Below are 22,461 nucleotides of genomic sequence, written 5' to 3' on the forward strand. Positions count from 1 at the left end.
TGCGGAACAGGCCGCACCGGTCCCGGTCGCCGGCCGGCAGCGCACGTCGACTGCCCCCGGGTCCCCGTGGCCGGGTGGTCCACGAGTCGCCGGCCGGCCGGCCGCGGTCCCGGCGTACGCTGCTCGGGTGGACCACGAAGATCGCATCGCGCTGTTCCTCGACTACGAGAACCTGGCGTTGGGCGCGCGCGACCATCGCGGCGGGATGGCCTTCGACTTCCGGCCGGTCGCCGACGCCCTGGCCGAGCGGGGCCGGGTGGTGGTGCGTCGGGCGTACGCGGACTGGTCGTACTTCGACGAGGACCGCCGGATGCTCACCCGGTCGCACGTGGAACTGATCGAGATACCCCAGCGCATGGGCGCCTCACGGAAGAACGCCGCCGACATCAAGATGGCCGTGGACGCGGTGGAGCTGGCCTTCGAGCGCGAGTACATCTCGACGTTCGTGATCTGCACCGGCGACAGCGACTTCACCCCGCTGGTGCACAAGCTCCGCGAGCTCAACAAGCGGGTCATCGGGGTCGGCGTGGAGAATTCCACCTCGGCGCTGCTCCCGCCGGCGTGCGACGAGTTCCTCTTCTACGACCGGCTGGAGGGCGTCGAGATCCCGGAGACCCGGGCTCGGCGCGGTCGTCCGGCCCGGCCCAGCCCGGAGCCGCAGCCGGTGGAGCGGGAGCCCGAGCCGCAGCCGGTGGAGGAGGAGGCCCCGCGCGACGTCGACACGCTCGCGGTCCTGGTGGCCCAGACGGTGGCGGGTCTGCAGGGCAGCTCCGGCGGCGCGGTGACGGCCTCGACGTTGAAGCGCACCCTGCTGCGCAAGGATCCGACCTTCAGCGAGTCCGACTACGGGTTCCGCACGTTCGGCGAGCTGCTCCGGTACCTGGCCGGGCAGGACGTGGTCGAGCTGGCGGAGGGCCCGGCAAAGGGCGATCCGGAGGTGTCGCTGCCCGAGCATGGTGACCGGGAGGTGGCGTTCGGGCTGCTGCGTACGGTGGTCCAGGAGTTGGCCGGCGGCGACGGCACGGTGGCGTTGTCCGGGCTGAAGAACCAGCTCCGCCGGGCGCGGCCCGACTTCAGCGAGAAGAAGCTCGGCTATCGCAGCTTCCTGCAGTTCTGCAAGGCCGCCGCCACCAGCGGGCTGGTCGACCTGCGGTGGAGTCCGGAGGCCGACGACTACCTGCTGACCGTGCCGGCGGCGTGACCGCACCACCCGGCCCGGAACCGACACCACGACACGGGTGCGCCCCGGTGGTAGCCCCCGGGGCGACTGGCGGTCTTCGACAAGGCCGGCCGACGCCCGGACGGAGGGCTGTCGACTGCTCCCGGTTGAGTAGTTGTTGGTTTGTGTTGGTGACCGTGGAGGAGTGGCTTGGGGTGTGGGTGGTGCGTCGTGAGGGGGATCTGGTGGTCGGCGGCGCGCTGTGGTGGGGGGCGGGATCGTGGCGGTTGCGGGTGAGTGTCTTACCGGGCGGTTATCGTGCTGCGCGTGGCGGGCCGGGAGCGGTTGAGTGTGGTGCAGGCGTACCGGTTCGCGTTGGACCTGACACCCCGCCAGGAGCGAGCGGTGCTCGCGCATGCTGGTGCGGCGCGGGTGGCGCACAACTGGGCGCTGGCCCGGGTCAAGGCGGTGATGGATCAGCGGGCCGCCGAACGCACCTACGGCATCGACGAGGTGGACCTGACTCCGACGCAGGGCTGGTCTCTGCCAGCGCTGCGTAGAGCGTGGAATCAGGCGAAGGCCGATGTGGCGCCGTGGTGGGCGGAGTGTTCGAAGGAGGCGTTCAACACCGGTCTGGACGCGCTGGCCAGGGCGTTGAAGAACTGGTCGGACTCCCGCACCGGTAAGCGTGCCGGGCGCCGGGTGGGGTTCCCGCGTTTCAAGTCTCGGCGCAGGTCGACCCCGTCGGTGCGGTTCACCACGGGGGCGATCCGGGTCGAGCCGGACCGTAGGCATGTGGTGTTGCCTCGGCTGGGCCGGTTGAAGCTGCACGAGTCGGCCCGTAAGCTCGCCCGGCGGCTTGAGGCGGGCACGGCCCGGGTCTTGTCGGCGACGGTGCGCCGTGACGGCGGGCGTTGGTACGTGTCGTTCACCTGCGCGGTGCAGCGCGTCCAGGGTGTGCCGGCCTGCCCGGATGCGACGGTCGGTGTCGATCTGGGTGTGTCGCATCTGGCGGTGCTGTCCACCGGTGAGGTGGAGCCCAACCCGCGCCATTTGGACGCCGCCGCCCGCCGGTTGCGGCGTCTGGCCCGGCGCGTGTCTCGCCGGGTCGGCCCGGACCAGCGCACCGGCCGGCGTGGGTCGAAGCGGTGGGAGCGGGCGTCCGCCCGGCTCGGTCGGGCGCATGCCCGGGTCGCTCATCTGCGCCGCGACGGTCTGCACAAGCTGACCACCCGGCTCGCCCGCGAGTACGGCACGCTGGTGGTGGAAGACCTCAACGTGGCCGGGATGCTCGCCAACCGGCGGCTCGCTGGGCGCATCGCCGACGCCGGGTTCGCCGAACTACGGCGGCAACTGGCCTACAAGACGGGGTGGAGTGGCGGGCGGCTGGTGGTGGCCGACCGGTGGTATCCGTCCTCGAAGACCTGCTCAGGCTGCGGCGCGGTGAAAACCAAACTCGCCCTGTCCGAGCGCATCTACACCTGCACCCTGTGCGGCCTAGTCCTGGACCGGGACGTCAACGCCGCACGGAACCTGGCCGCGCTGGCGGTCACCGTCGCCGGGAGTGGCTCGGAGACGCGAAACGGACGCGGAGCCGGCCGTAAGACCCCGCTCGCGGGGCTGGTGGCCGTGAAACGTCAACCCGGCACCGCCAGAGCGGGTAACACCGGGACCGTCCCACCGCAAGGTAGGACATCCAATCATGAGCTCACCAACGCACCATGAGAGGAAACGGCTCAATCGCCGAGCCGCTGTCGGGCGAGGAACTTCGGCACCACCAGCCGCCACGCCTCGGTCACCAGCTCGGTCATCTGGGCGTGGTCGAGTCGGGCCAGGTGGCAGCACACCCAGTTGAACCGCAGGTCGGAGGCCCGGGGCAGGAAGAACAGGTCCGGCTCGGCCGCGATGAGGCCGTCCCGCTGCTCCTTCGGGTAGCCGAAACCCATCGTCTGCTCGTCCCGGGAGAACGCGACGTACACGATGGCGCCGACGCGGAACTTCACCCGGTCGTGGATGAGGTGCTCGGTGGTGCGTGGCAGCGTCCGGGTCAGCGCACGGACATCGGCGACGGTTATCACGCCCGGGACCGTACGCCCGCCCTCCGGCGATCCGCGCCCCGACCGCCCGGTCGGGCCCGGAGATTTGTTAGGTAGCTTGCCTTACGAAAAGATGGCGGTTACGTTGACCCCTAACGATGAAGGTCGATCCGCGGCTGGCGTCGCAATCCGCTCTCCGCGGCATCGGTAGGGCTCCGGAGGCAACCATGACCATCGGCGGCGTACGTTGTCTGCTCACCACCGTGATGCTCGTGGTCACCACCGGCGGCCTCTGGGGCGCGCCCGCCGATGCCACCGTCGCCCCGGCCGAGACGACCGCCGTGTCGTTCGCATCCGTCGTGCCGGCACCGGTCCTCGCCACGCCGGCGGGCGGAGTCACCTACCGCATCACGGCGACCACGAAGATCTACGCCGAGCCCGGCTCGACGGCGGTCGCTGACATCGCCGAGCAGTTCGCGGCCGTGCTGCGCCGCTCGACCGGCTATCCCATGCCGGTGGTCGACGCACCGAGTGCCACCCCGGCGGACGGCATAGCGCTCCTGCTCTCCGGGGCACCCACGGGGATCGGCAGCGAGGGTTACCAGCTGGACGTGATCGACGTGTCGATCGCCGTACGCGCCAACGCGCCGGCCGGCCTGTTCGCCGGCGTCCAGACGCTGCGCCAGTTGCTGCCGCCCGCCGCCGACAGCGCGACCGTGCAGCCCGGGCCCTGGGACGTGGCCGGCGGGCGGATCATCGACCAACCCCGGTTCGCTCACCGGGGCGCGATGCTCGACGTCGCACGGCACTTCCTCCCGATGTCGGTGGTGAAGCGGTACATCGACGAGATCGCGCTCTACAAGGTCAACCGCCTGCACCTGCATCTCTCCGACGACCAGGGGTGGCGCATCGCCGTCAACAACTGGCCCGATCTCGCGATCTACGGTGGGAGCACCGAGGTCGGCGGCGGCGCCGGCGGCTACTACACCCAGGACGAGTTCCGGCAGTTGGTGGCGTACGCCGCCGCCCGGTACGTCATGATCGTCCCGGAGATCGACATGCCGGGTCACACCAACGCCGCGCTCGCCTCGTACGCGGACCTCAACTGCGACGGCGTGGCGCCCAAGCTCTACACCGGCACCAAGGTCGGGTTCAGTTCGCTGTGCGTGGGCAAGGAGATCACCTACACGTTCATCGACCAGGTGCTGGGCGAGCTCGCCGCGCTCACGACCGGGCCCTACCTGCACATCGGTGGCGACGAGGCCAGCTCCACCACCGCCGCGGACTACGCCACCTTCATGAACCGGGCACAGCAGATCGTCGCGGCGCACGGCAAGACCGTCGTCGGCTGGCACGACATCGTCAACGCGTCGGTCCTGCCGTCGACCGTCGCCCAGTTCTGGGGGACCACGACCTCCAACGCCGCGGTGGCGACGGCCGCCCAGCACGGCACGAAGGTCATCATGTCGCCGGCCAACCACGCCTACCTGGACATGAAGTACAACTCCCGCACCCGACTCGGCCAGCGCTGGGCCGGCTACATCGACGTCCAGGACGCGTACGGCTGGGACCCGGGGGCCTATCTGGCGGGCGTCGGCGAAACGTCCGTGCTCGGGGTCGAGGCGCCGCTGTGGACGGAGACGATCGAGACGCTGGCCGACGTCGAGTACATGGCCTTCCCGCGCCTTCCGGCGATCGCCGAGCTGGGCTGGTCGCCGGCGAGCACCCATGACTGGGCCTCGTTCCAGCAGCGGCTCGGTGCCCAGGGCCCGCGCTGGCGCGTCATGGGGATCAACTACTACCACTCCACGCAGGTGTCCTGGCCAACCGGCTCCTAGGCGCCGCACCGAGCGGCGCACCGCTTTTCTTCGACTGGATCGAGGAGGCCGCCCATGTCACCGCCCCCAGCCATCCACCCTGTCCAACGCAAGCGCCGGCGGTACGCGACGCTGCTGCTGGCCCTGACCCTCGTGGCCGGCGTCGGCGGCGTGCAGGTGCCGAGCGCGAGCGCCGCCACCGTCGGCTCCACCGAGCTCTCCACGGGCTGGGCGTTCAGGTCAGCCAACACCGTCACGGACCCGGGCGCGACCATTTCCCAGGTCGGCTACAGCACCGCGGGCTGGAACCCGGTGTCGCTTCCGTCGACCGTCCTGGCGGGGTTGGTTGCGAACAACGTGTACCAGAACATCTACGTCGGGACGAACCTGCAGTCGGTGCCGGACCTCACCGGCCAGAACTGGTGGTTCCGGGGGCAGTTCACCGCCGCGGCCGCGGCCCCCGACCAGGCGTACTGGTTGCGCTTCAAGGGCATCAGCTACCGGGCGCAGATCTGGCTGAACGGCACCCAGCTCGACGCCGACGCGGTCGGCACCATGGCGGTGCACGAGTACAACGCGACGAACGCGATCAGGCCCGGCGCGCTCAACGCGCTGGCGATCCTGGTCACCCCGCCGGCACACGACTGCAAGGATCTCTCCTTCTGCACCGTGGACTGGAACCCCGAGGCTCCGGACATGAATGCCGGGATCTGGGGCACGACGCTGCTGGAGACGACCGGGCCCGTGGCGTTGCGTGACCCGTACGTCAAGACCGTCCTGCCGCTGCCCGCGACCAACGCGGCGGACCTGACCGTCTACGTCGACGCCCTCAACGCGACCAACGCCCCGGTCACCACGACGGTCAGCGCCACGATCACCAAGGCGGGCTATCCGACCGTCTCGGTCAGCCAGAACGTCACCCTGGCCGCCAACGAGCGTCGCGAGGTCACCTTCGACCCGGCCGGCTATCCGCAGTTGCACGTCACCAACCCCGCACTCTGGTGGCCCTACCAGTTCGGCAGCCCGGAGCTCTACCAGCTCTCGACGTCTGCGACGGTCGCCGGCGCCACGTCGGACACCAGGTCGATCGACTTCGGCGTCCGCCAGTTCACCGACTACCGGAGCACCGTCAACGGCACCTCGTTCGTCGGCTACAAGGTCAACGGGCAGAACATCTTCTTCCGTGGCGGCGGCTACGTCTGGGACATGCTGCAGCGCTGGGACACGAAGACCAACGCCACCCACATCCAGTACGTCAAGGACATGGGCCTCAACACCATCCGGCTGGAGGGCACGCTCGGCAACGAGGAGCTCTACGACCTGGCCGACAGGGCCGGCATCATGATCATGCCGGGGTTCGTCTGCTGCAGCGCGTGGGAGAACGACAACACCTGGACGATCGAGCAGGAGCAGGTGGCCAACGCCTCGCTGGACAGCCAGCTGCGGGCGTTGCGGGCGCACGCCAGCCCCTTCATGTGGAACTACGGCAGCGACCAGCCGCCGACGGCCGCCCACCTGAGCATGTACAAGAACACCGCCGCAAGGCTGCACTGGCAGAACCCGACGGTGGACAATGTGGCGACCTGGTCGAACGCCAACGCCGGCATGAAGATGGACGGCCCCTACAAGTGGGAGCCGCCGGTGCTGTGGTGGGACACCACCCAGTCCGGCAGCGCGTTCGGCACCACCGGTGAGGAGGGCACGGAGGCGCCGCCGCCACTGGAGAGCCTGCAGAAGTTCATTCCCGCAGCGGACCTGTGGCCCATCGGCGCCACCTGGAACTACCACGCCGGCAAGCCCAGGAGCGTCTTCGACAACATCACGGTGTTCACCGACGGCGTCAACAAGCGGTACGGCAGCACCACCAGCGCCGCGGACTACTCCCGCAAGTCGGAGCTGCAGAACTACGAGAACAGCAGGTCGTTCTTCGAGGCCTGGAACTCGCACGAGTACACCCAGTCGTTCGGGGTCATCTTCTGGATGCTCAACAACGCCTGGCCCTCGGTGCACTGGAACCTGTACGACTACTACTTCAAGCCCGCCGGCGGCTACTTCGGCAGCAAGAAGGCGAACGAACCGCTCCACATCGCGTACGACTACAAGACCAGGAACGTGTACGCCGTCAACTCCACCCTCAGCGGGCGCAGCGGCCTGACCGCCACGACGACGGTGTACAACGTGCCCAACCTGACGCAGGCGTACACGACGACGGTACCGGTCACCGCGGCGGCGAACGCCGCCACTCAGGTGCTCACGCTGCCGGCGTTGACCGGCCTGTCCACGACGTACTTCATCCGACTGCAGCTGAGGGACGCCACCGGCGCGGTGGTCAGCAACAACCTCTACTGGTACTCGACTCAGCCGGACGTGCTGGCGAACAAGAAGAACTGGTACATGACGGCGGTCAAGACGTACGCCAATCTCACCGGGCTCAACAGCCTGCCGTCGAACCCCAACCTGGCCACGAGCGTGACCCGGACCGTTTCCGGCGGCCAGGAGACTGCCACGATCACGATGACCAACAACAGCCCGACGAACATCGCGTTCTTCCTGCGGCCGGAGATCACCGCCGGCAACGGCGGCAACGAGGTGCTGCCGGTGAACTACAGCGACAACTATGTCTCACTGTGGCCGGGTGAGTCGACCACCATCAGGGCGACCTACCAGACCAGCGACCTGGGCGGCCAGGCCCCGCACCTACGAACCCGGGGCTACAACGTCCCGACGACGTCGATCCCGGTGCCGTAACCACAAGGCTGAGCGGCCGGCGGCGGGGGCGGCGGAAGAGCCGCCCCCGCTCCGCTCAGCCGAGCGCCGCGGGTTGTCTGCTGCGCACCCCGTCGCGGAAAGCGACGTCATCCCTTGACCGCCCCGGATGCCAGGCCGGTGATGAGGTAGCGCTGGAACATCACCGCGAGCGCCACGGGCGGCAGGGCGGCGAGGACTCCGCCGGCGGCGATGAGACCGAAGTCGACGGCGTTGCGCCCGGTGAACTCGGCGATCGCGACCGGCACCGTCTTCGCCTGAGAGGTGGAGGTGAAGATCAACGAGTACAGGAACTCATCCCAGCAGAGCAGGAACGCGTAGAGGGCGGTGGCCAGGATGCCGGGCTTGGACAGCGGCAGCATCACCCGTACGAGGGCGCCGAGTCGCGAGCACCCGTCGACCCGGGCGGCCTCCTCGAGCTCCACCGGCAGGGATCCGAAGAAGGTGCTCATGTTCCACAGGGCGAACGGCGTGGCCAGCGAGCAGTACACGATGATGAGGCCGGTCCTGGTGTCGAGCAGCCCGAAGCGCGACATCAGCAGGTAGAGCGGGATGATCAAGGCGATCGGCGGCAACATGTAGGTGACCAGGAACGACAGCAGCGTCACCCGTCGCAGGGGAAACCGAAGCCGGGCCAGCGCGTAGCCGCCCAGCACCCCGACGGTGAGTGAGATGACCACGGTGCCGCCGGCGACCAGGAAGCTGTTGACCATCGCGCCGCGGAACGCGGCGCCGGCGCTGGTGCCGCCGCCCGCGAAGATCTCGCGGTACCGGTCGAGCGTGACGTGCTCGGGCAGCCAGCGCATCGGCCGGGAGACGAGGTCGGTCTGGCCCACGATCGACGAGTAGAGCAGCCAGGCGAACGGCGCGAGGATCACCACGGACGTGGCGAGCGCGGCGAGGTGGATGAACAGGCGGTAGGGCAGGCTTGCTCTCATGGCGACCTCAGCTCGCTCTGCCGAAGCAGCCGAAGGTAGATCAGGGCCAGCACGAGGATGGCGATGACCGTCAGGTAGGCCAACGACGCCCCGGCGCTGAACCGCTGGGCGGAGAACGCCTCGAGGTAGGTGAAGAACGTGATCGTCTGGGTGCCGCCCGCGGGACCACCGCCGGTCATCACGTAGACGATATCGAAGACCTTGAACGCCTCGATGGTGCGCAGCACCAGCACCAACGCGATGTGCGGCACCAGCAGGGGGAGGGTGACCCGGCAGAACGAGCGGATCGGCCCCGCCCCGTCCACCCGTGCCGCCTCATTGAGCTCCCGCGGGATCGTCTGCAGCCCGGCCAGCAGGAAGAACGCGACCAGTGAGGTGTTCTTCCAGACGTCGGCCACGACCACCATGTTCAGGGCGAGAAACGGGTCGTTGCCCAGCCACGACCGATAACCGTCCTGCAGGTGCAGTTCGGTGAGCAGGGCGTTGGCCACGCCGTACTGGGCGTTGAGGATCCACCGCCACATCGCCCCGTTGACGATCGTCGGCAACGCCCACGGGAGGATCACGATCGCGCGGAAGAACCAACGCAGCCGCAACGGAGCGGCGAGCAGTTGGGCCAGACCGAGGCCGAGGACAAGCTCGAGTGCGGTGGAGACGGCGGTGAAGTAGGCGGTGTGCCCGGCGGCCGTCCACAACCGGTGGTCGGCAAGGACCTGGGTGTAGTTGCGTAGGCCGACGAACGGGTATCGACCGGGGAACGGGCTGTCGACGTCGTAGAACGAGATCACGAGGGCGCGTCCCGCGGGGTACAGCACCACGCCGAAGACGACGAGCGCCGCGGGCAGGAGCAGCAGCAGCGCCAGCCGGACCTGACCGCCGCCGGCGCGCCGGGCGAACGGCCACCGGCGCGCCGGCGAGGTTCGCGGGCGCGCCGGCGGCGCGGTTGCCGGGCGCGCCGGTGGCGCCGCCGTCATGACAGCAAGGTACGGGCCTGGTCGGCCGCGTCGTCCAGTGCCTTCTTCGCCGGTTTCCGGCCGAGCAACGCGTTCTGCACCTCGACCTGGAGGATCTGGCTGATCTCGTTGTAGCGGGGCACCTGCGGTCTTGCGATGAGGGTGGCGAGCTGTTTCCTGGCCACCGGCACCACCTGCGGCAGGGCGGACACCACCGCCGCGTCGTCGTACGACGTCGTCCAGCACGGCAGCGAGCTCTTGGCGTACTTCGCCTGCACCTCGGCGCTGGTGATGTAGCTGACGTACGTCCAGGCCGCCTTCTGGTTCTTGCTGCCGGAGCTGACCGACAAGGCCATCGAGCCGTTGACACCCGGGCCGCCCGCCGGTCCCGCGGGCGTCGCGGCCACGCCGACCTTGCCGGCGATCTTCGACTGCTGCGGATCGTTGGCGGCGTTGAACATGTACGTCCAGTTCAGCGCCATCGCGGCCTGGCCGTCGGAGAAGATCTTGCGAACATCCTCCTCCAGCGACTCCACCGAGTTGGGGTTGGTGAGCTTGCTGTCGAGGGTGTTCTTCATGAACTCCAGCGCCTGCAGGCCGCCGCCGGTGTTGAAGGCGACGGACCTGCCGTCGTCGGACAGGAACTTGCCCCCGAAGGCGCCCACGAGCTGCGTGTAGTCGCAGATCAGCGCCTCGGCCTGCTTCCAGCTCCAGATCAGCGGGTAGTCGACCACCTTCTTCGCCTTGAGCGCCCGGGCTGCTGCGAGCACGCCGTCCCAGGTGGACAAGCCGGCCGGCTCGACGCCCGCCCCGGTCAGCATGTCGGTGTTGTAGAAGAAGTACTTCGTGTCGAGGATCCACGGGACGCCGTAGTAGCGGTCCCGGTAGGCGGCGGTCGCCAGCGCCCCACCGAGCATGTCGCTCTTCCACGCCGCCGGGAACTGGTCGGTCACGTCGGTGACGATGCGTTTGCTGCCGAACTCGGCGGGCCAGATGACGTCGATCAGCACCACGTCGAACGTGCTGGCCGGGGCCGCCGCCACGATCTTGTCGTGCAGCGCCTCGTAGGCGACGAAGGACGGCTCGACGGTGATCTTCGGATACTTCTTGTGGAACTCGTCGGTCATCGCGCGGATGTCGTCCTCGGAGTAGCCGGCCTGCTTCATGAACAGGGCCTTGATCTGGCCCTCGCCGGTGCCCGCCGCACCGCTGTCACCGCCCGCGCCGGTGTCGCTGCCGCCGCCGACGTCGCAGGCCGCGAGAAGCAGGCCCGCACCGGTGACCGCCGACAATTGAAGGAGTCTTCGCCTGGACAGCTCGCTCATGCTCTCTGACATGATCGCCCTCCGGGGGCATTAGGTAGGCTGCTTAACAAAAACTTGTACTCGGTTCGCGATCACGGGTCAAGGCCGTCGTCGCAGCCTTCCCGATCCCACAGGCGAGGGAGTGGAACACCTTGGTCTCCGTCGACTCGTCCGGCCGAATGGTGCTGGCCGCACTGCTCGACAGCGTGCCCATGACCCGGCCGGAGCTTGCCAGCCGGACGAGCCTGTCCCGGCCCACCATCTCCGAGGTGGTACGCCGGCTCGTCGAGATCGGCCTGATCGTCGACGCCGGCGTGCGCCGCGGTCGACCGGGTCGGGTGCCCACCTACTACCGGCTGGCCCCCACCGCCGGGTACGTGGTCGCCGTCGATGTCGGTGGCGACAACCTCCGGGTCGCGGCGGCGGACATGAGCGGCACTGTCTGTTTCGAGCAACGCCAGGCCACCAGAGGGGTCGGCGCCGGCCGGGTCGCCGCCCAGGTCGCCCGGATGATCGCGTCCGCGACGAACGCGGTGGGGGAGCAGCTGGGGCCGCTTCGTAGGGTCGGCGTGTCGGCGCCCGGTGCCGTCCATGCCGACGGTCGCACCATGTCGGCCGCCCGCAACCTCGGTGAGGACGGCCCGTTCGACCTGATCACTCCGCTCGAGGCGCGCGTCGACGCGCCCATCGTGCTGGAGAACAACGTCAACCTCGCGGCGCTGGGGGAGCGCTGGCGTGGGCACGCCCGGGATGTCGCGACGTTCGCGTTCCTGGCCGTCGGCGCCGGCATCGGCATGGGTCTGGTCCACAACGGCGAACTCGTACGCGGCGCGCACGGAGCGGCCGGAGAGGTCGCCTACCTGCCGTTACCGGGTTCAGTGCCTCCGGGACAGCGGGCCGGACGCGGCAAGGCGCAGCTGGCGGACGAGGCCGGGGCGTACGGCGTACTCGCGGCGCTCGACGCCCGCAGGTCCTGGCCGGGCACCCGGCCGTCCTCGGTGGAGGAGCTGTTCGCCCAGGCCGCCGCGGGCGCGCCCGCCGCGCGCGATCTGGTGGAGGCCGAGGCCCGGCAACTCGGCCTGACGATCGCCAGCGCGTGTGCGATCTTCGACCCCGAGCTCGTGGTCCTCGGCGGGGGCGTCGGCCGCAACCCGCTGCTGCTGCCGACGGTCCGGGACACCGTCAACGCGTACGCGCCGTTTCCGCCGCGGATCGAGACCAGCGCCCTGGGCGAGGCGGCGTCCCTCACGGGAGCACTGTTCGTCGCCCTGCAGGCCGCCCGCGCTGAGCTCCTGAGAGCAGTCAGCGGTCCCGACGGCGGCTGACCAGCGCGGGGCGCGACAGGTCCCGCTATGGCAGGGTATGAGACGGATGTGTGGCTGCCGTCGAACCGGTGCCCGTAGTGTCGTCTGGCGACGACGGTGCGGCGGTCCGGGAGGAGGTCGATGGCAGCGGAAGGCAGCGCCGGTGCGGCGGCCCCGACCCAGCGGGATCCCGGGCGGCCCGCGTACCTGGAACTCTTCTTCGACCTGGTCTACATCTTTGCGCTGATCACCCTGGCCAAGACGCTCGCCGTCGACCTGACCTGGACCGGCGTCGGGGAGACGTTGGTCCTGCTGCTCGCGTTCACCCTCGTCTGGGCGGTGACCGCGTGGGCCGCGGACACCCTCGACCTGGCTCGGCCCGCGGTCCAGGTGCAGTTCATCGGGGTGGCGGCCGCCAGCCTGCTGCTGGCGGCCGCGGCGCCGGACGCGTACGGCGAGCGTGGCCTGCTCTTCGCGGTCACCTACCTGGTGATCCACCTCGGCTCGAGCAGCTACTACCTCCTGCTGCTGCGCGATGCGTCCGAGCCGCGCCGCAGCAGCCGGGTCCTGTTCTGGTACCTCATCGCCGCGGTCGGCTGGGTCGGCGGCGGGCTGGCGGCCGGCCCCATCCGCCTGGTGCTCTGGGCGGCGACTGTCGGCGTCGAGTACGTCGCCGCCTCGCTCGGCTGGCCGGCGCCCCGACTGGGGCGGGCCCAGCCGCAGGAGTGGCGGCTGGTCGGCGAGCGGGTCGCCGAGCGGTACCGGCAGTTCGTCATCGTCGCGCTCGGCGCGGCTCTCTTCGTGACCGGGACGACGTTCAGCATGAACGGATACACCCTGGATCGGGCCCGGGCCCTGCTGGTGGTCTTCCTGATCGTGGTGCTGGCCTGGCGAATCTACATCTACCGGGCCGGCGAGCTGCTGACCGACGCCATCGCGCGGTCGACGAACCCGTCGCTGCTCACCCAGTCGGCCGCGGTCACCCACCTGATCATGGTGGCCGGCATCGGCGGCATGGCGGTCACCAGCCACCTCGTCGTGGTGCGTCCGTTCGGGGACACTCCGGCCTCGTGGGCTGCGGTCATCCTCGGCGGACCGGCGTTGTTCCTGGTCGGCCGCGGGGTGCTGGATTACACGGTGTTCGGTCGGATCTCCCGGTCCCGGTTGGCCGGGCTGGTCCTGCTGGCCGGCGTGGCGCCGGCCTCGTCCCTGCTGCCGCCGGTGCTGATCGCGCTGCTCGCCATGACCGTCCTGGCCCTGGTCGCGGCCGCGAACCTGGTGAGCACCCGTTTGCACGCCCGCACGCCGAGGCCACCCTCGCTCGGGGGAGCCTCACCCGGTCGGCACGGTGGCCCGGACCAGCCGTGAGCGTGCCGGCAGGGTCTCCCAGACCAGGGTGAGCAGCAGGACCAGGTTCGCCACGACCAGGACGGCCAGCGGCGGGAGCAGGGCCGCCGCGGGCGCGCTGGCGCCCAGCAGCACCACCCCCAGCGCCCGGGACCAGAGGACCCGGCCGGTGAGCACCGCGTCGAACAGGCAGCTCCCGATCAGGAACAGGGCCGGCCCGCCGAGGATGACGGCGGTCCAGGCGGCCGGCGCGGCACCGAACGGCCGGTCGATGACCAGCGAGACGCTGGTCGAGACGAGCAGCACCCCGGCCACCATCACCAGGTGGCTGTACGAGGTGGAGGTGCCGGAGCGGACCCGCTCGACCACCGTGACGGCGGGCGGTGCCAGGAGCTGCCGCACCCGGTGGAAGTAGAGCTGAAAGAGCACGACGGCGCTGGCGAAGGCGACCGCGCTCGCGGCCACCCGGCCGGCCTGGAAGCCACTGCCGGCCAGCCCCGTGCCGACGCTGAGGATCAGCTCCCCCAACGCGACGATGAAGATCTCCCGGTGCCGCTCGGACAGGTGGGTGCCGGTGAAGATCTGACTGGCGAGTTCAGTGCGGCCGAGCTTCGGCGTCGGCCAGCCGATCCGGGCCGATCCCAGGTCGACGGCCACCGCGACCGACCAGAGCAGCAGTCGGGCCGTTCCGTGTACGAACGCCCCGGCCGCCCACGGCGCGGCGGTCACGCCGAACCAGAAGAAGACCCGGATGCTCCTGGCCTGGATGGGGCGGTTCACCCGGGTACCGGGGATGAGGACGGCGTCCCGGACGAGGTGGATGCCGAAGTACGCCGCGACGAGGAGCCACCCGTAGTCGGCGAAGGCGTGCGGCACCGCGATCGCCATCAGCATGGTGCCGAACATGACCGTCAGAACGGTGGCCTGGATGATCGGCAGCCGCGGGTTGAACAGGTCGGTGAGCCACGCGGTCAGCACCCAGACCCACCAGGCGGCCAGCAGCAGGACGGCGGTCTGGGCGGCGCCCCGGACGGTGAGGTCCTGGGCCAGCCCCGCCGAGAGCCGGGAGAGCATGAAGATGAAGACCAGGTCGAAGAAGAGCTCCAGGAACGTCGGATAGTCCGGCTCGCCGCGCCGGCGAAGGATCCGGGGTAGCGGACTGGACGTCACCGCGTCTGCCTCCTCTGGCACGCCCGTACCGCGGGCCGGAGGCGCGGGAACCTGGTGCTCCCCGCCAACCTACAAAAGCGGGGGCCAGCGGAGAGTCGAAACGACAGGAGTGGGGCGCAGGCCCGGCTCCAGGCCCCGCCGCCGCGATCAGCCGCCGGAAAGGGGTCGCCAAATCGGATCGTCCAGGCCGGTCACCCGACGCGACTGAGCACTGTCGAGCACGTGGACCGCGTGCCACGACTGCGTGCCATCCTTCAGCGGGTCGGGTCCGCGCCACGGTCTCCCCGCCGTCATGGAAACCCGGGCAGCCGGCCTCGCCACCTGCCGCACGATCGTGACCGCCGGGCCGCTCCCCGCGCCGGCTTCGGCCGGATCGGTCCGCCGGCGCCGCATGCTGGCCTACGCTCCCCGGTAGGAGGAGCGGGGGTCGGGATGACGCAGGCGCGGCAGGTGGCGGTACTAGGGCTCGGCGGCATGGGGACGCCGATGGCCGGCAACATCCTCCGGGCCGGACTGCCGACGGTGGTCTGGAACCGCCATCCGGAGCCGGCCCGCGGGCTCGGCGACCAGGGCGCGGAGGTGGCCGACAGCCCGGCCGACGCGGTACGCCGGGCCGACGTGGTGGTCACCATGGTGACCGACGCGGACGCGGTCCGGTCCATCGCCACCGACCAGGGGATGCTGGCCGCGATGGCCGAGGGCGCGGTGTGGGCGCAGATGAGCACCATCGGCGTCACCGAGACCGAGCGCCTGGCCCGCCTGGTCGCCGCGGAGCGGCCCGACGTCGTCCTGGTGGACGCCCCGGTGGCGGGCAGCCGGGGCCCGGCCGAGCAGGGCAAACTCGTCGTCCTGGCCTCCGGGCCGGAGCAGGCCCGGGAGCGGGTCGCGCCGGTCTTCGACGCCGTCGGGCAGCGTACGGTCTGGGTCGGCCCGGCCGGGGCCGGCTCGCGGCTGAAGTTGGTCAACAACCTGTTGCTCGCCTTCGTCGCCGAAGGGCTCGCCGCGGCGGTCGCGTTCGGCGACGCGCTCGGCATGGATCGCCCGGCGGTCCTGGGCGCCCTGCAGGGCAGCCCGCTGGTCTCGCCCTGGGCGGCGGAGAAGCTGGAGCGGATCGGTCGGGACGACTACAGCACGCAGTACCCCCTCGCGCTGGCGCTCAAGGACGTCAACCTGGCGCTGCGCGAGGTGGGGGTCGGTCGCTTCCCGGCCGCGGAGAGCCTCGCCAAGGAGTGGCAGTGGGTGGTCGACCAGGGTTTCGGTGCCGAGGATCTGACGGTGGTCACCCGTGCCCTGTCCCGACTGGGCGAGGTGGTGTGACGCACCCGCGGCGCCGGTCGGTTGCCGTTCGCGGTGTACGCAGGCGGGAGGTCGAGGCGTGGCGAACATCCTGATCACCGGTGCCGGCACCGGATTGGGGCGGGGCGCCGCCCTGGGGTTGGCCCGCGCCGGACACCACGTCGTCGCCGGCGCGGAGATCTGGTCCCAGGTGCGGGACCTGCGCGCTGAGGCGCAGCGGCAGGAGGTCACCCTCGAGGCGGTCAAGCTCGACGTCACCGACGACCTCGACCGCCGGCACGCCTTTGGTCACGACGTCGACATCCTGGTGCTCAACGCCGGCATCCAGGAGGCCGGCGCTGTGGTGGAGATCCCCATGGAACGCGTCCGCCGGTCCTTCGAGGTGAACGTCTTCGGACACCTGCACCTCGTGCAGGGCTTCGCCCCGCAGCTGCTGCGCCGGGGCAGCGGCAAGGTGGTCTGGGTGTCCTCGGCGGCGGGCATCCGCACCCGGCCGTGGCTCGGCGTCTACGCCGCTACCAAGCACGCGATCGAGGCGCTGGCGTGGGCCATGAAGAACGAGATGGAACCGCGCGGTATCCGGGTGGCCGTCATCAACCCGGGGCCGTTCCGCACCGGCTACAACGATACGGGCGTCGAGGCGATGTACCAGTGGTGGGAGCCGGCGACCGCGCTGCTGGACCCGCCGGACTTCCGCGACTACCTCGACAACCAGTACGACCCGCAGGAGATGGTCGACGCCATGGTCGAGGTGATTCCCGCCGACCATCACCCGTACCGGACCGTGCGTCCCGCGGCCAGCCTCCAGCAGGACAAGGACTTCGAGTCCCGGGTCTGGACCGCCGGAACGTGATCGGGGACGCCGCCGGGTGCCGTGAGGCTCCGGATTGACCCTGTCAGGCCGGCAGGACTTGATTGCAGCCATTGAGCCATGGCCGCCTCGAAGGTGGCACGCCGTTGTCGCCTGTAGTCGCAGGATCTAGGTTGGGAAACGTCCCCGTAACCTCGAGGAGGCCCGGTGGCAGGTTCGACCGGCAGCGACGAACAGGCGGCGCCAACCATCTACGACGTGGCGCGGGCGGCGGGCGTTGCCGCGTCGACGGTGTCCCGGGCATTCGCCCGCCCGGGCCGGGTCAACGCCGACACCGCCGGGCGGATCCGCAGGATCGCGGTGGAGATGGGCTACCGCACCAATCCCGTCGCCCGCGCGCTGCTCAGCGGGCGTTCCTCGATGATCGCGCTGGCCATCTCCGACATCACCAACCCGTATTACTTCGAGATCATCCGTGGTGCTCAGGCGGCGGCGATGGAGGCCGGCTACACGATGCTGCTCGCCGACGCACAGGAGTCCGACCGGCTCGAGCGGGAGGCGTTGGACCGGGCCGTCCAGACGGTGGAGGGCATCGTGCTGGCCAGTACCCGGATGTCCGACACCTCGATACGGATGACGGCCAAGCTCCGGCCGCTGATCGTGCTCAACCGGGCCGTCGCGGGTGTGCCGTCGGTGGTTACCGATCACCATCACGGCATTCGGCAGGCCGTGGATCACCTGCACGCCCTTGGTCACAGCCACATCACCTATCTGGCTGGGCCGGAGGCGGCGTGGTCGGACGGGATGCGCTGGCAGGCATTACGTGAGGCCGCAGTCGAACTGGGCCTGCGACTGCACCGTCTCGGCCCGTATCCGCCCACCGTGCTCGGCGGCGTCGCCGCCGCTGACGACTTCTGCCGACGACCGACCAGCGCGGTCATCGCCTACAACGACCTGCTGGCCCTGGGACTGCTGCGCGGTCTCTCGGCCGTCGGCGTCCGGGTGCCGCAGGACGTCAGCGTCGTGGGGTTCGACAACATCTTCGGTACCGACCTGGTCACGCCCGGCCTGACCACCCTCGCCGCGCCGCTGCACCTCCTCGGACGCACCGCCGTGCAAGGCCTGCTCGCTCTCATCTCCGGCACCCAGCGTCCGGTCGACAAGCCGGTCACGATTCCGACCCGCCTGGTGGTCCGCGCCTCCACGGATCAACGGCGCCCGACCCGGATCGCTGCCCCCGCCGAACAGGCGGAACTCTCCGACCTGCTGCAGACCCCATCAGCCGGGATCACCACCGGATAGGCCAGGTCGGACCCCGGAGCGGACCGCCGCCGGCCCGGGTAGCAGCTGAGTGCGTCATCCGCCCGGGGGCACGGCAGCGTCGCCACCCCTGGCCTCTTACCACGCGCCAGGGCAACTCACGGCAACTGATGGTCTGCGGGCCTGCACCGGAACTACGGTCACTGCGACTCCTTCCCGGGGTCGGCGAACCCACGCTGCCGGGCAGATCGAAGGTAGAGGTCGTGGAACGATGACGAACGCCACCCGCATGACATTCCTGGGAAGCGCTTTGACGGCGCTGGTGTTCTCCATCGCCCCACCCGCCCTGGCCGCAGGCGGGCGGGTGCCTGAGGCGGCACCAGCCGCGGCGCCCGCACCGGTCAGCCGCACCACTGTCCCAGATTCCGTGTCCGTCGTCCCCTCGGCAGCGGGCATCCACGTCCTTGACATTTCGAGCAACACGATCACCCTGGCTTCCGGTGTCACTTTCATCTACACCGTGGACACCCCCGAGGGTCAGGGCCGCACCCCGCTCGAGGTCGAGACGGTAGACCAGCTGCTGAAGGAGATCACCTCCAAGGACGGTTCCGCCCAGACCTACACGGTCGAGGACTCGCAGGGTACTCAGAAGCAAGCTACTGACCGGGTCGTGCCGGGCGACGTCCTCACCGTGACCGCAGGAGACAAGACACGCCACTACACGATCGACATCGTCAAGGGCGCTGTGCGCGGCCGGCTGGAGCTGCAGCACGACGAGATCACCGCGAACACCAGCTCGGACGTGGTCGTAAACTTCACAGCCGGTATGAGAAGCCCCGCCACCGACGTGCGCGTGAAGGTGCCACGAGGAATCCACGCCACGATGGACAACACGACTGTCAACGTCATCGGCCGCGGAGAGGTCAAACTGTCCGGGCTCGCGACGCAGTCGGTCGGCAGGGTCGGAGCAGGCTACCGGTTCCCGATGGTGGGAACGGTCAAGATTGAGAACGCACGAGACGGCGGCCAGGTCATCACGTTCCACGGGCTCGACCTCAGGCCGTCGAACGGCACCGACCTGCAGATCCGGTTCACGCACGTCTCGGTCGAGCAGGGCAGCTACTCGTTCGAGGCTTCCTACACCACCTCGGAGCCCGAGAAACTGACGAGCCCGGCAGCCATGGCCAGCCTCCAGGTCGTCAAGACCGTTAGCGACTTCCGCCGGGTGCTGGACAAGAGCCTGAGCTACAGGGAAACCCCGGACACCTACAGGAAGGCGCGATTCCGGTGGACGACGCCTCAGCACGCGGCCTCCGTCAGGTTGCTGCAGTCGACGGACCGGGGCGCGACCTGGACGCAGAGCAAGGCCACGGTCGACGCCCGCACCGGCGAAGTCGAGGTCGAGGTCGTGGGCCTGGCACCGAACACCGAGTACGACTTCAAGCTGGACGTCAGAGGCGGTGAGAACCACGGCCAGTCGAACGTCGCATCGTTCTACGCCGGCAAGCTGAACGCCAAGCTGATGGGGGCCAAGGGCGACGGGCTTGCCGACGACACGGAAGCGATCAATCGGGCGATCCGCTACCTCAACGAGATTGGCGGCGGGACGTTGCTGTTCGAGAACGGCACGTTCAACGTCAGGACCGTCCACCTGCTCAGCAACGTCTACCTGTACGTCAACAAGGACGCGACCATCTCCGCGATCAAGGGCGCCGACATGCCCGAGGCCTTGTACTTTTCCGACAAGGCCTATCGCTCGGGTACGTCCCCGACCGACCCGGGGCCCTACGAGGACCCCGAGAACTACACGACCAAGCAGGACGTCGGCCACACCTACTTCAGGAACAGCATGTTCTTTGGCGAGAGGGTCGACAACATCAAGATCATCGGGAACGGCCGGATCTCGGGCAACGGCACCATCGTGACCACCGACAAGGTCATGGACAACGCTCCGGACCTCAGGGCCGACAAGATGGTGACCCTGAAGCTCAGCACCAACTTCGAGTTCGGCGGGCTCGACAACGGCCTGGACCTCTGGTACGAGGAGACCGACTCACCCACGACCGACCAGCCGTACTACATCAAGAGCCTGGCCAAGGACGGCACGACCGAGTCGAAGCAGACAGACATCAGCAACATGCTGAAGGTCGACAACGCCGGACACTTCGCACTGCTGGCCACCGGCACCGACCACATCAACACGCACGACTTCTACTACGACAAGGGCAAGGGCGGTCAAGCGCGGGACGTCTTCGACTTCATGCAGAGCAGCTACGTCACCGTCAAGAACATCTACGCCAAGGGGACGTCCGACGACATCGTCAAACCGGGCAGCGACTCCTCCCTCGGGTTCACCAGGCCGGCGACCGACTTCTACGTCCGGAACATCATCGGCGACACGAACTGCAACCTCTTCCAGATCGGCAGCGAGACAGCCGACGACATCAGGAACGCCTACGTCGACAATATCTATGTGCTAGCTGGCAACAAGGCCGGTTTCTCCATCTCCACGAACGACGGCGCGACCGTCGAGAACATCTACCTGAACTCGGGTAAGACGGGACCGGTCCACCACCAGGCGCAGATGCGACGCACGCGGGCACCCTTCTTCATTTCGATCTCCAACCGCGGCCGTGTGATCGGCGGACAGGCGCAGCGAACGAAATTCATGGAAAACGGCGTGCAGCGGGACGAGCTGCTCAGCACCAACGTCAACATCGGCCATGTCCGCAACGTTCACGTCAAGGACGTCAACATCGAGGAGGTCTACGGGGGCAGTCAGTACAGCGACCCCTCGAAGCGATGGGTCCCCTACACCAACCAGAGCAAGGCGACGCCGATCATCGCCGGCTACAAGGTCGGCGAGGGCGGACCGGCCCTCCCGGACGGTCGCACCATTGGCTACGTCGAAAACGTCACGTTCGAGAATGTGAACCTGCTGGTGAAGGGCGGCAACAGCTACGAGGACTCGCAGATCAGCCCTCCGGAGCTGGGCGTGGGCAAGTACAACGTCGCCGACTTCGGGGTGCAGCCTTCCTACGGGTTCTGGGCGAGGCACGTACAAGGGTTGAGCTTCAAGAACGTGACGACGAACTTCGAGAGCAACGACGACCGCTATGCCTTCGTGCTCGACGACGTCAAGAACGCGAAGCTCGACGGTCTGACAATGGTGCGGGGAAGGAACAACCCCAGCGTCATCGAACTGAAGAACGCCAGCAACATCACCCTCCGTGACTCCGCCTTCTACGACGGCGCCTGGGGCAACAAACTGACTCCTCTCCAAGACCTCACCAATGTGACGGTGTCGGACGCCCAGGCCTACCCGCCGATCGTGAAGGACCCGCACAACACCGCCATCCAGCTCAAGCGGGGCGGGCACGAGAACGTGACGGGCTTGGATACTGAATCGAGGATCGTCACGACGGTGCTGGGGTCCACCGCGGCCGACCTGACCACGCAGATCGAGTCGACGGACGGCACCGCCCAGACGTATGCGGTCGCTGCTCCCGACCGTCGGCCGAGGAGCGCGGGCGAGTTGCTCGACACGGGGGACACCCTGGTCATCACGGCGGAAGACGGCACGACGGAGGCGGAGTACCGGATCGTCGTCTCACCTGACCTGGTGATCGAGGGAGAGTCGCAGCTCGACACGGTCGAGCGGAGTGTCCCCGGCATCACTCTTTCCACCTCCTCGACGAACGGGGCGACCTACCTGCAGACCAACTCGGTGCCGGTCGGGGAATGGATCCAGTTCGACGTCGGTGTTCCCGTCGCGGGCACCTATGACGTCTCATACCAGTACAAGACGAACACGTCCGGGAGGGCGACGGTCCAGGCGTACGTGGACGGCGTCGCGAAAGGGGCGGCGGTCGACCAGAACAGCTCGACGGCCAACCAGTACATCCCGGTGAGCCTGGGGCGAGTGACCTTCGCGGACGCCGGAAGGCATCCGGTCCGCTTTGAGGCCGTGAGACCCGGGTCGATCGTCGTCGACTACATCAAGCTCACGAAGGTGGCCGGCGGACAAGCAGGTTGACGAGCCTCGCGCGACTGCACACCTAAGGCGGTGTCCACCAACTTCACCGGGTGCCGGTGGGTGTTGTAGATCCTCGCCCTTCGGGCGAGCGACTTCCACCCTGGGTGGTGGGGGCTGGCCTCCGCCGGCCCAACTGATCCTCGCGCCGCCTGTGATGGGGCGGCGGGGCGTCACGTCGGGACTGGCCGGCACCGGGCAGGGATTCATGGCCGCCATCGCACACGTGCCACACGGCCACACCCCGCCGACTACCACCAACGCGCC

At 69.1% G+C, this 22,461-nt stretch carries 15 protein-coding genes; 10 read left to right on the forward strand and 5 right to left on the reverse strand.

Annotation, left to right across the window (positions count from 1 at the left end):
• Positions 1-127: 127 nt before the first annotated feature.
• Together ACFOYX_RS07850 and tnpB are read left to right on the forward strand one after the other, a co-directional pair.
• Positions 128-1,201: a PIN domain-containing protein gene (locus ACFOYX_RS07850; protein WP_109805987.1), complete on the forward strand. Its 1,074-nt coding sequence runs from the start codon at positions 128-130 to the stop codon at positions 1,199-1,201.
• Positions 1,202-1,486: 285 nt separating this feature from the next.
• The gene (gene tnpB, locus ACFOYX_RS07855) at positions 1,487-2,884 is read left to right on the forward strand and encodes an IS607 family element RNA-guided endonuclease TnpB (RefSeq protein WP_322440256.1); all 1,398 of its coding nucleotides are present in this window, start codon (positions 1,487-1,489) and stop codon (positions 2,882-2,884) included.
• 11 nt (positions 2,885-2,895) lie between these two features.
• On the opposite strand, the gene ACFOYX_RS07860 is transcribed toward tnpB, so the two are convergent.
• A complete protein-coding gene (locus ACFOYX_RS07860; RefSeq protein ID WP_109799791.1) occupies positions 2,896-3,237 on the reverse strand; it encodes an MmcQ/YjbR family DNA-binding protein in 342 nt (113 codons plus the stop codon).
• Positions 3,238-3,422: 185 nt separating this feature from the next.
• Between ACFOYX_RS07860 and ACFOYX_RS07865 the strand changes: the two genes are divergently transcribed.
• Positions 3,423-5,033 (forward strand): beta-N-acetylhexosaminidase, encoded by a 1,611-nt coding sequence (locus tag ACFOYX_RS07865; protein ID WP_322440255.1) that lies wholly within the window; start codon positions 3,423-3,425, stop codon positions 5,031-5,033.
• A 54-nt stretch (positions 5,034-5,087) separates the two neighbouring features.
• Positions 5,088-7,760 (forward strand): hypothetical protein, encoded by a 2,673-nt coding sequence (locus ACFOYX_RS07870; RefSeq protein WP_322440254.1) that lies wholly within the window; start codon positions 5,088-5,090, stop codon positions 7,758-7,760.
• Between the two features lie 107 nt (positions 7,761-7,867).
• Here ACFOYX_RS07870 and ACFOYX_RS07875 read toward each other — a convergent pair whose 3' ends face one another.
• Genes ACFOYX_RS07875 through ACFOYX_RS07885 form a run of 3 tightly spaced genes read right to left on the reverse strand, consistent with a single transcriptional unit; the run spans position 7,868 to position 11,006 of the window.
• Positions 7,868-8,716: a carbohydrate ABC transporter permease gene (locus ACFOYX_RS07875; protein WP_322440253.1), complete on the reverse strand. Its 849-nt coding sequence runs from the start codon at positions 8,714-8,716 to the stop codon at positions 7,868-7,870.
• Positions 8,713-9,690, reverse strand: a complete 978-nt coding sequence (locus ACFOYX_RS07880; RefSeq protein ID WP_377533859.1) for a carbohydrate ABC transporter permease — start codon at positions 9,688-9,690, stop codon at positions 8,713-8,715. Before ACFOYX_RS07880 ends, ACFOYX_RS07875 begins: the two co-directional genes overlap by 4 nt.
• The gene (locus ACFOYX_RS07885; RefSeq protein WP_322440251.1) at positions 9,687-11,006 is read right to left on the reverse strand and encodes an extracellular solute-binding protein; all 1,320 of its coding nucleotides are present in this window, start codon (positions 11,004-11,006) and stop codon (positions 9,687-9,689) included. The genes ACFOYX_RS07880 and ACFOYX_RS07885 overlap by 4 nt, the downstream gene beginning before the upstream one ends.
• A 119-nt stretch (positions 11,007-11,125) precedes the next feature.
• Here ACFOYX_RS07885 and ACFOYX_RS07890 point away from each other — a divergent pair, with 119 nt between their 5' ends.
• Together ACFOYX_RS07890 and ACFOYX_RS07895 are read left to right on the forward strand one after the other, a co-directional pair.
• Positions 11,126-12,298, forward strand: a complete 1,173-nt coding sequence (locus ACFOYX_RS07890) for an ROK family transcriptional regulator (protein ID WP_322440250.1) — start codon at positions 11,126-11,128, stop codon at positions 12,296-12,298.
• A gap of 120 nt (positions 12,299-12,418) precedes the next feature.
• The gene (locus ACFOYX_RS07895; protein WP_322440249.1) at positions 12,419-13,645 is read left to right on the forward strand and encodes a low temperature requirement protein A; all 1,227 of its coding nucleotides are present in this window, start codon (positions 12,419-12,421) and stop codon (positions 13,643-13,645) included.
• Here ACFOYX_RS07895 and ACFOYX_RS07900 read toward each other — a convergent pair.
• Positions 13,610-14,794: a low temperature requirement protein A gene (locus tag ACFOYX_RS07900; RefSeq protein ID WP_322440248.1), complete on the reverse strand. Its 1,185-nt coding sequence runs from the start codon at positions 14,792-14,794 to the stop codon at positions 13,610-13,612. The two genes, ACFOYX_RS07895 and ACFOYX_RS07900, sit on opposite strands and share 36 nt — an antisense overlap.
• A gap of 432 nt (positions 14,795-15,226) precedes the next feature.
• On the opposite strand from ACFOYX_RS07900, the gene ACFOYX_RS07905 reads away from it, so the two are divergent.
• From ACFOYX_RS07905 to ACFOYX_RS07920, 4 genes are all read left to right on the forward strand, one after another.
• Positions 15,227-16,111 (forward strand): NAD(P)-dependent oxidoreductase, encoded by an 885-nt coding sequence (locus tag ACFOYX_RS07905; RefSeq protein WP_322440247.1) that lies wholly within the window; start codon positions 15,227-15,229, stop codon positions 16,109-16,111.
• A gap of 58 nt (positions 16,112-16,169) precedes the next feature.
• Positions 16,170-16,943 carry an SDR family oxidoreductase gene (locus tag ACFOYX_RS07910; protein ID WP_322440246.1) on the forward strand — a complete coding sequence of 258 codons (774 nt, stop codon included), beginning with the start codon at positions 16,170-16,172 and terminating at the stop codon, positions 16,941-16,943.
• A 165-nt stretch (positions 16,944-17,108) separates the two neighbouring features.
• Positions 17,109-18,203, forward strand: coding sequence for a LacI family DNA-binding transcriptional regulator (locus ACFOYX_RS07915; RefSeq protein WP_322440245.1), 1,095 nt, complete (start codon positions 17,109-17,111; stop codon positions 18,201-18,203).
• 268 nt (positions 18,204-18,471) lie between these two features.
• Entirely contained in the window at positions 18,472-22,197 is a 3,726-nt protein-coding gene (locus tag ACFOYX_RS07920; RefSeq protein WP_322440244.1) for a carbohydrate-binding domain-containing protein, read from the forward strand.
• Positions 22,198-22,461 lie beyond the last annotated feature (264 nt).

This window comes from Micromonospora sp. GCM10011541 (assembly GCF_042650725.1).
GTDB classification, from domain to species: Bacteria; Actinomycetota; Actinomycetes; order Mycobacteriales; family Micromonosporaceae; genus Micromonospora; species Micromonospora sicca.

Bases quoted from the DNA above. Each gene is read 5' to 3' on its own strand.
- ACFOYX_RS07880 (WP_377533859.1), bottom strand. From the start codon at position 9,690: ATGACGGCGGCGCCACCGGCGCGCCCGGCAACCGCGCCGCCGGCGCGC.
- ACFOYX_RS07875 (WP_322440253.1), bottom strand. From the start codon at position 8,716: ATGAGAGCAAGCCTGCCCTACCGCCTGTTCATCCACCTCGCCGCGCTC.
- ACFOYX_RS07870 (WP_322440254.1), top strand. From the start codon at position 5,088: ATGTCACCGCCCCCAGCCATCCACCCTGTCCAACGCAAGCGCCGGCGG.
- ACFOYX_RS07895 (WP_322440249.1), top strand. From the start codon at position 12,419: ATGGCAGCGGAAGGCAGCGCCGGTGCGGCGGCCCCGACCCAGCGGGAT.
- ACFOYX_RS07905 (WP_322440247.1), top strand. From the start codon at position 15,227: ATGACGCAGGCGCGGCAGGTGGCGGTACTAGGGCTCGGCGGCATGGGG.
- ACFOYX_RS07885 (WP_322440251.1), bottom strand. From the start codon at position 11,006: ATGTCAGAGAGCATGAGCGAGCTGTCCAGGCGAAGACTCCTTCAATTG.
- ACFOYX_RS07865 (WP_322440255.1), top strand. From the start codon at position 3,423: ATGACCATCGGCGGCGTACGTTGTCTGCTCACCACCGTGATGCTCGTG.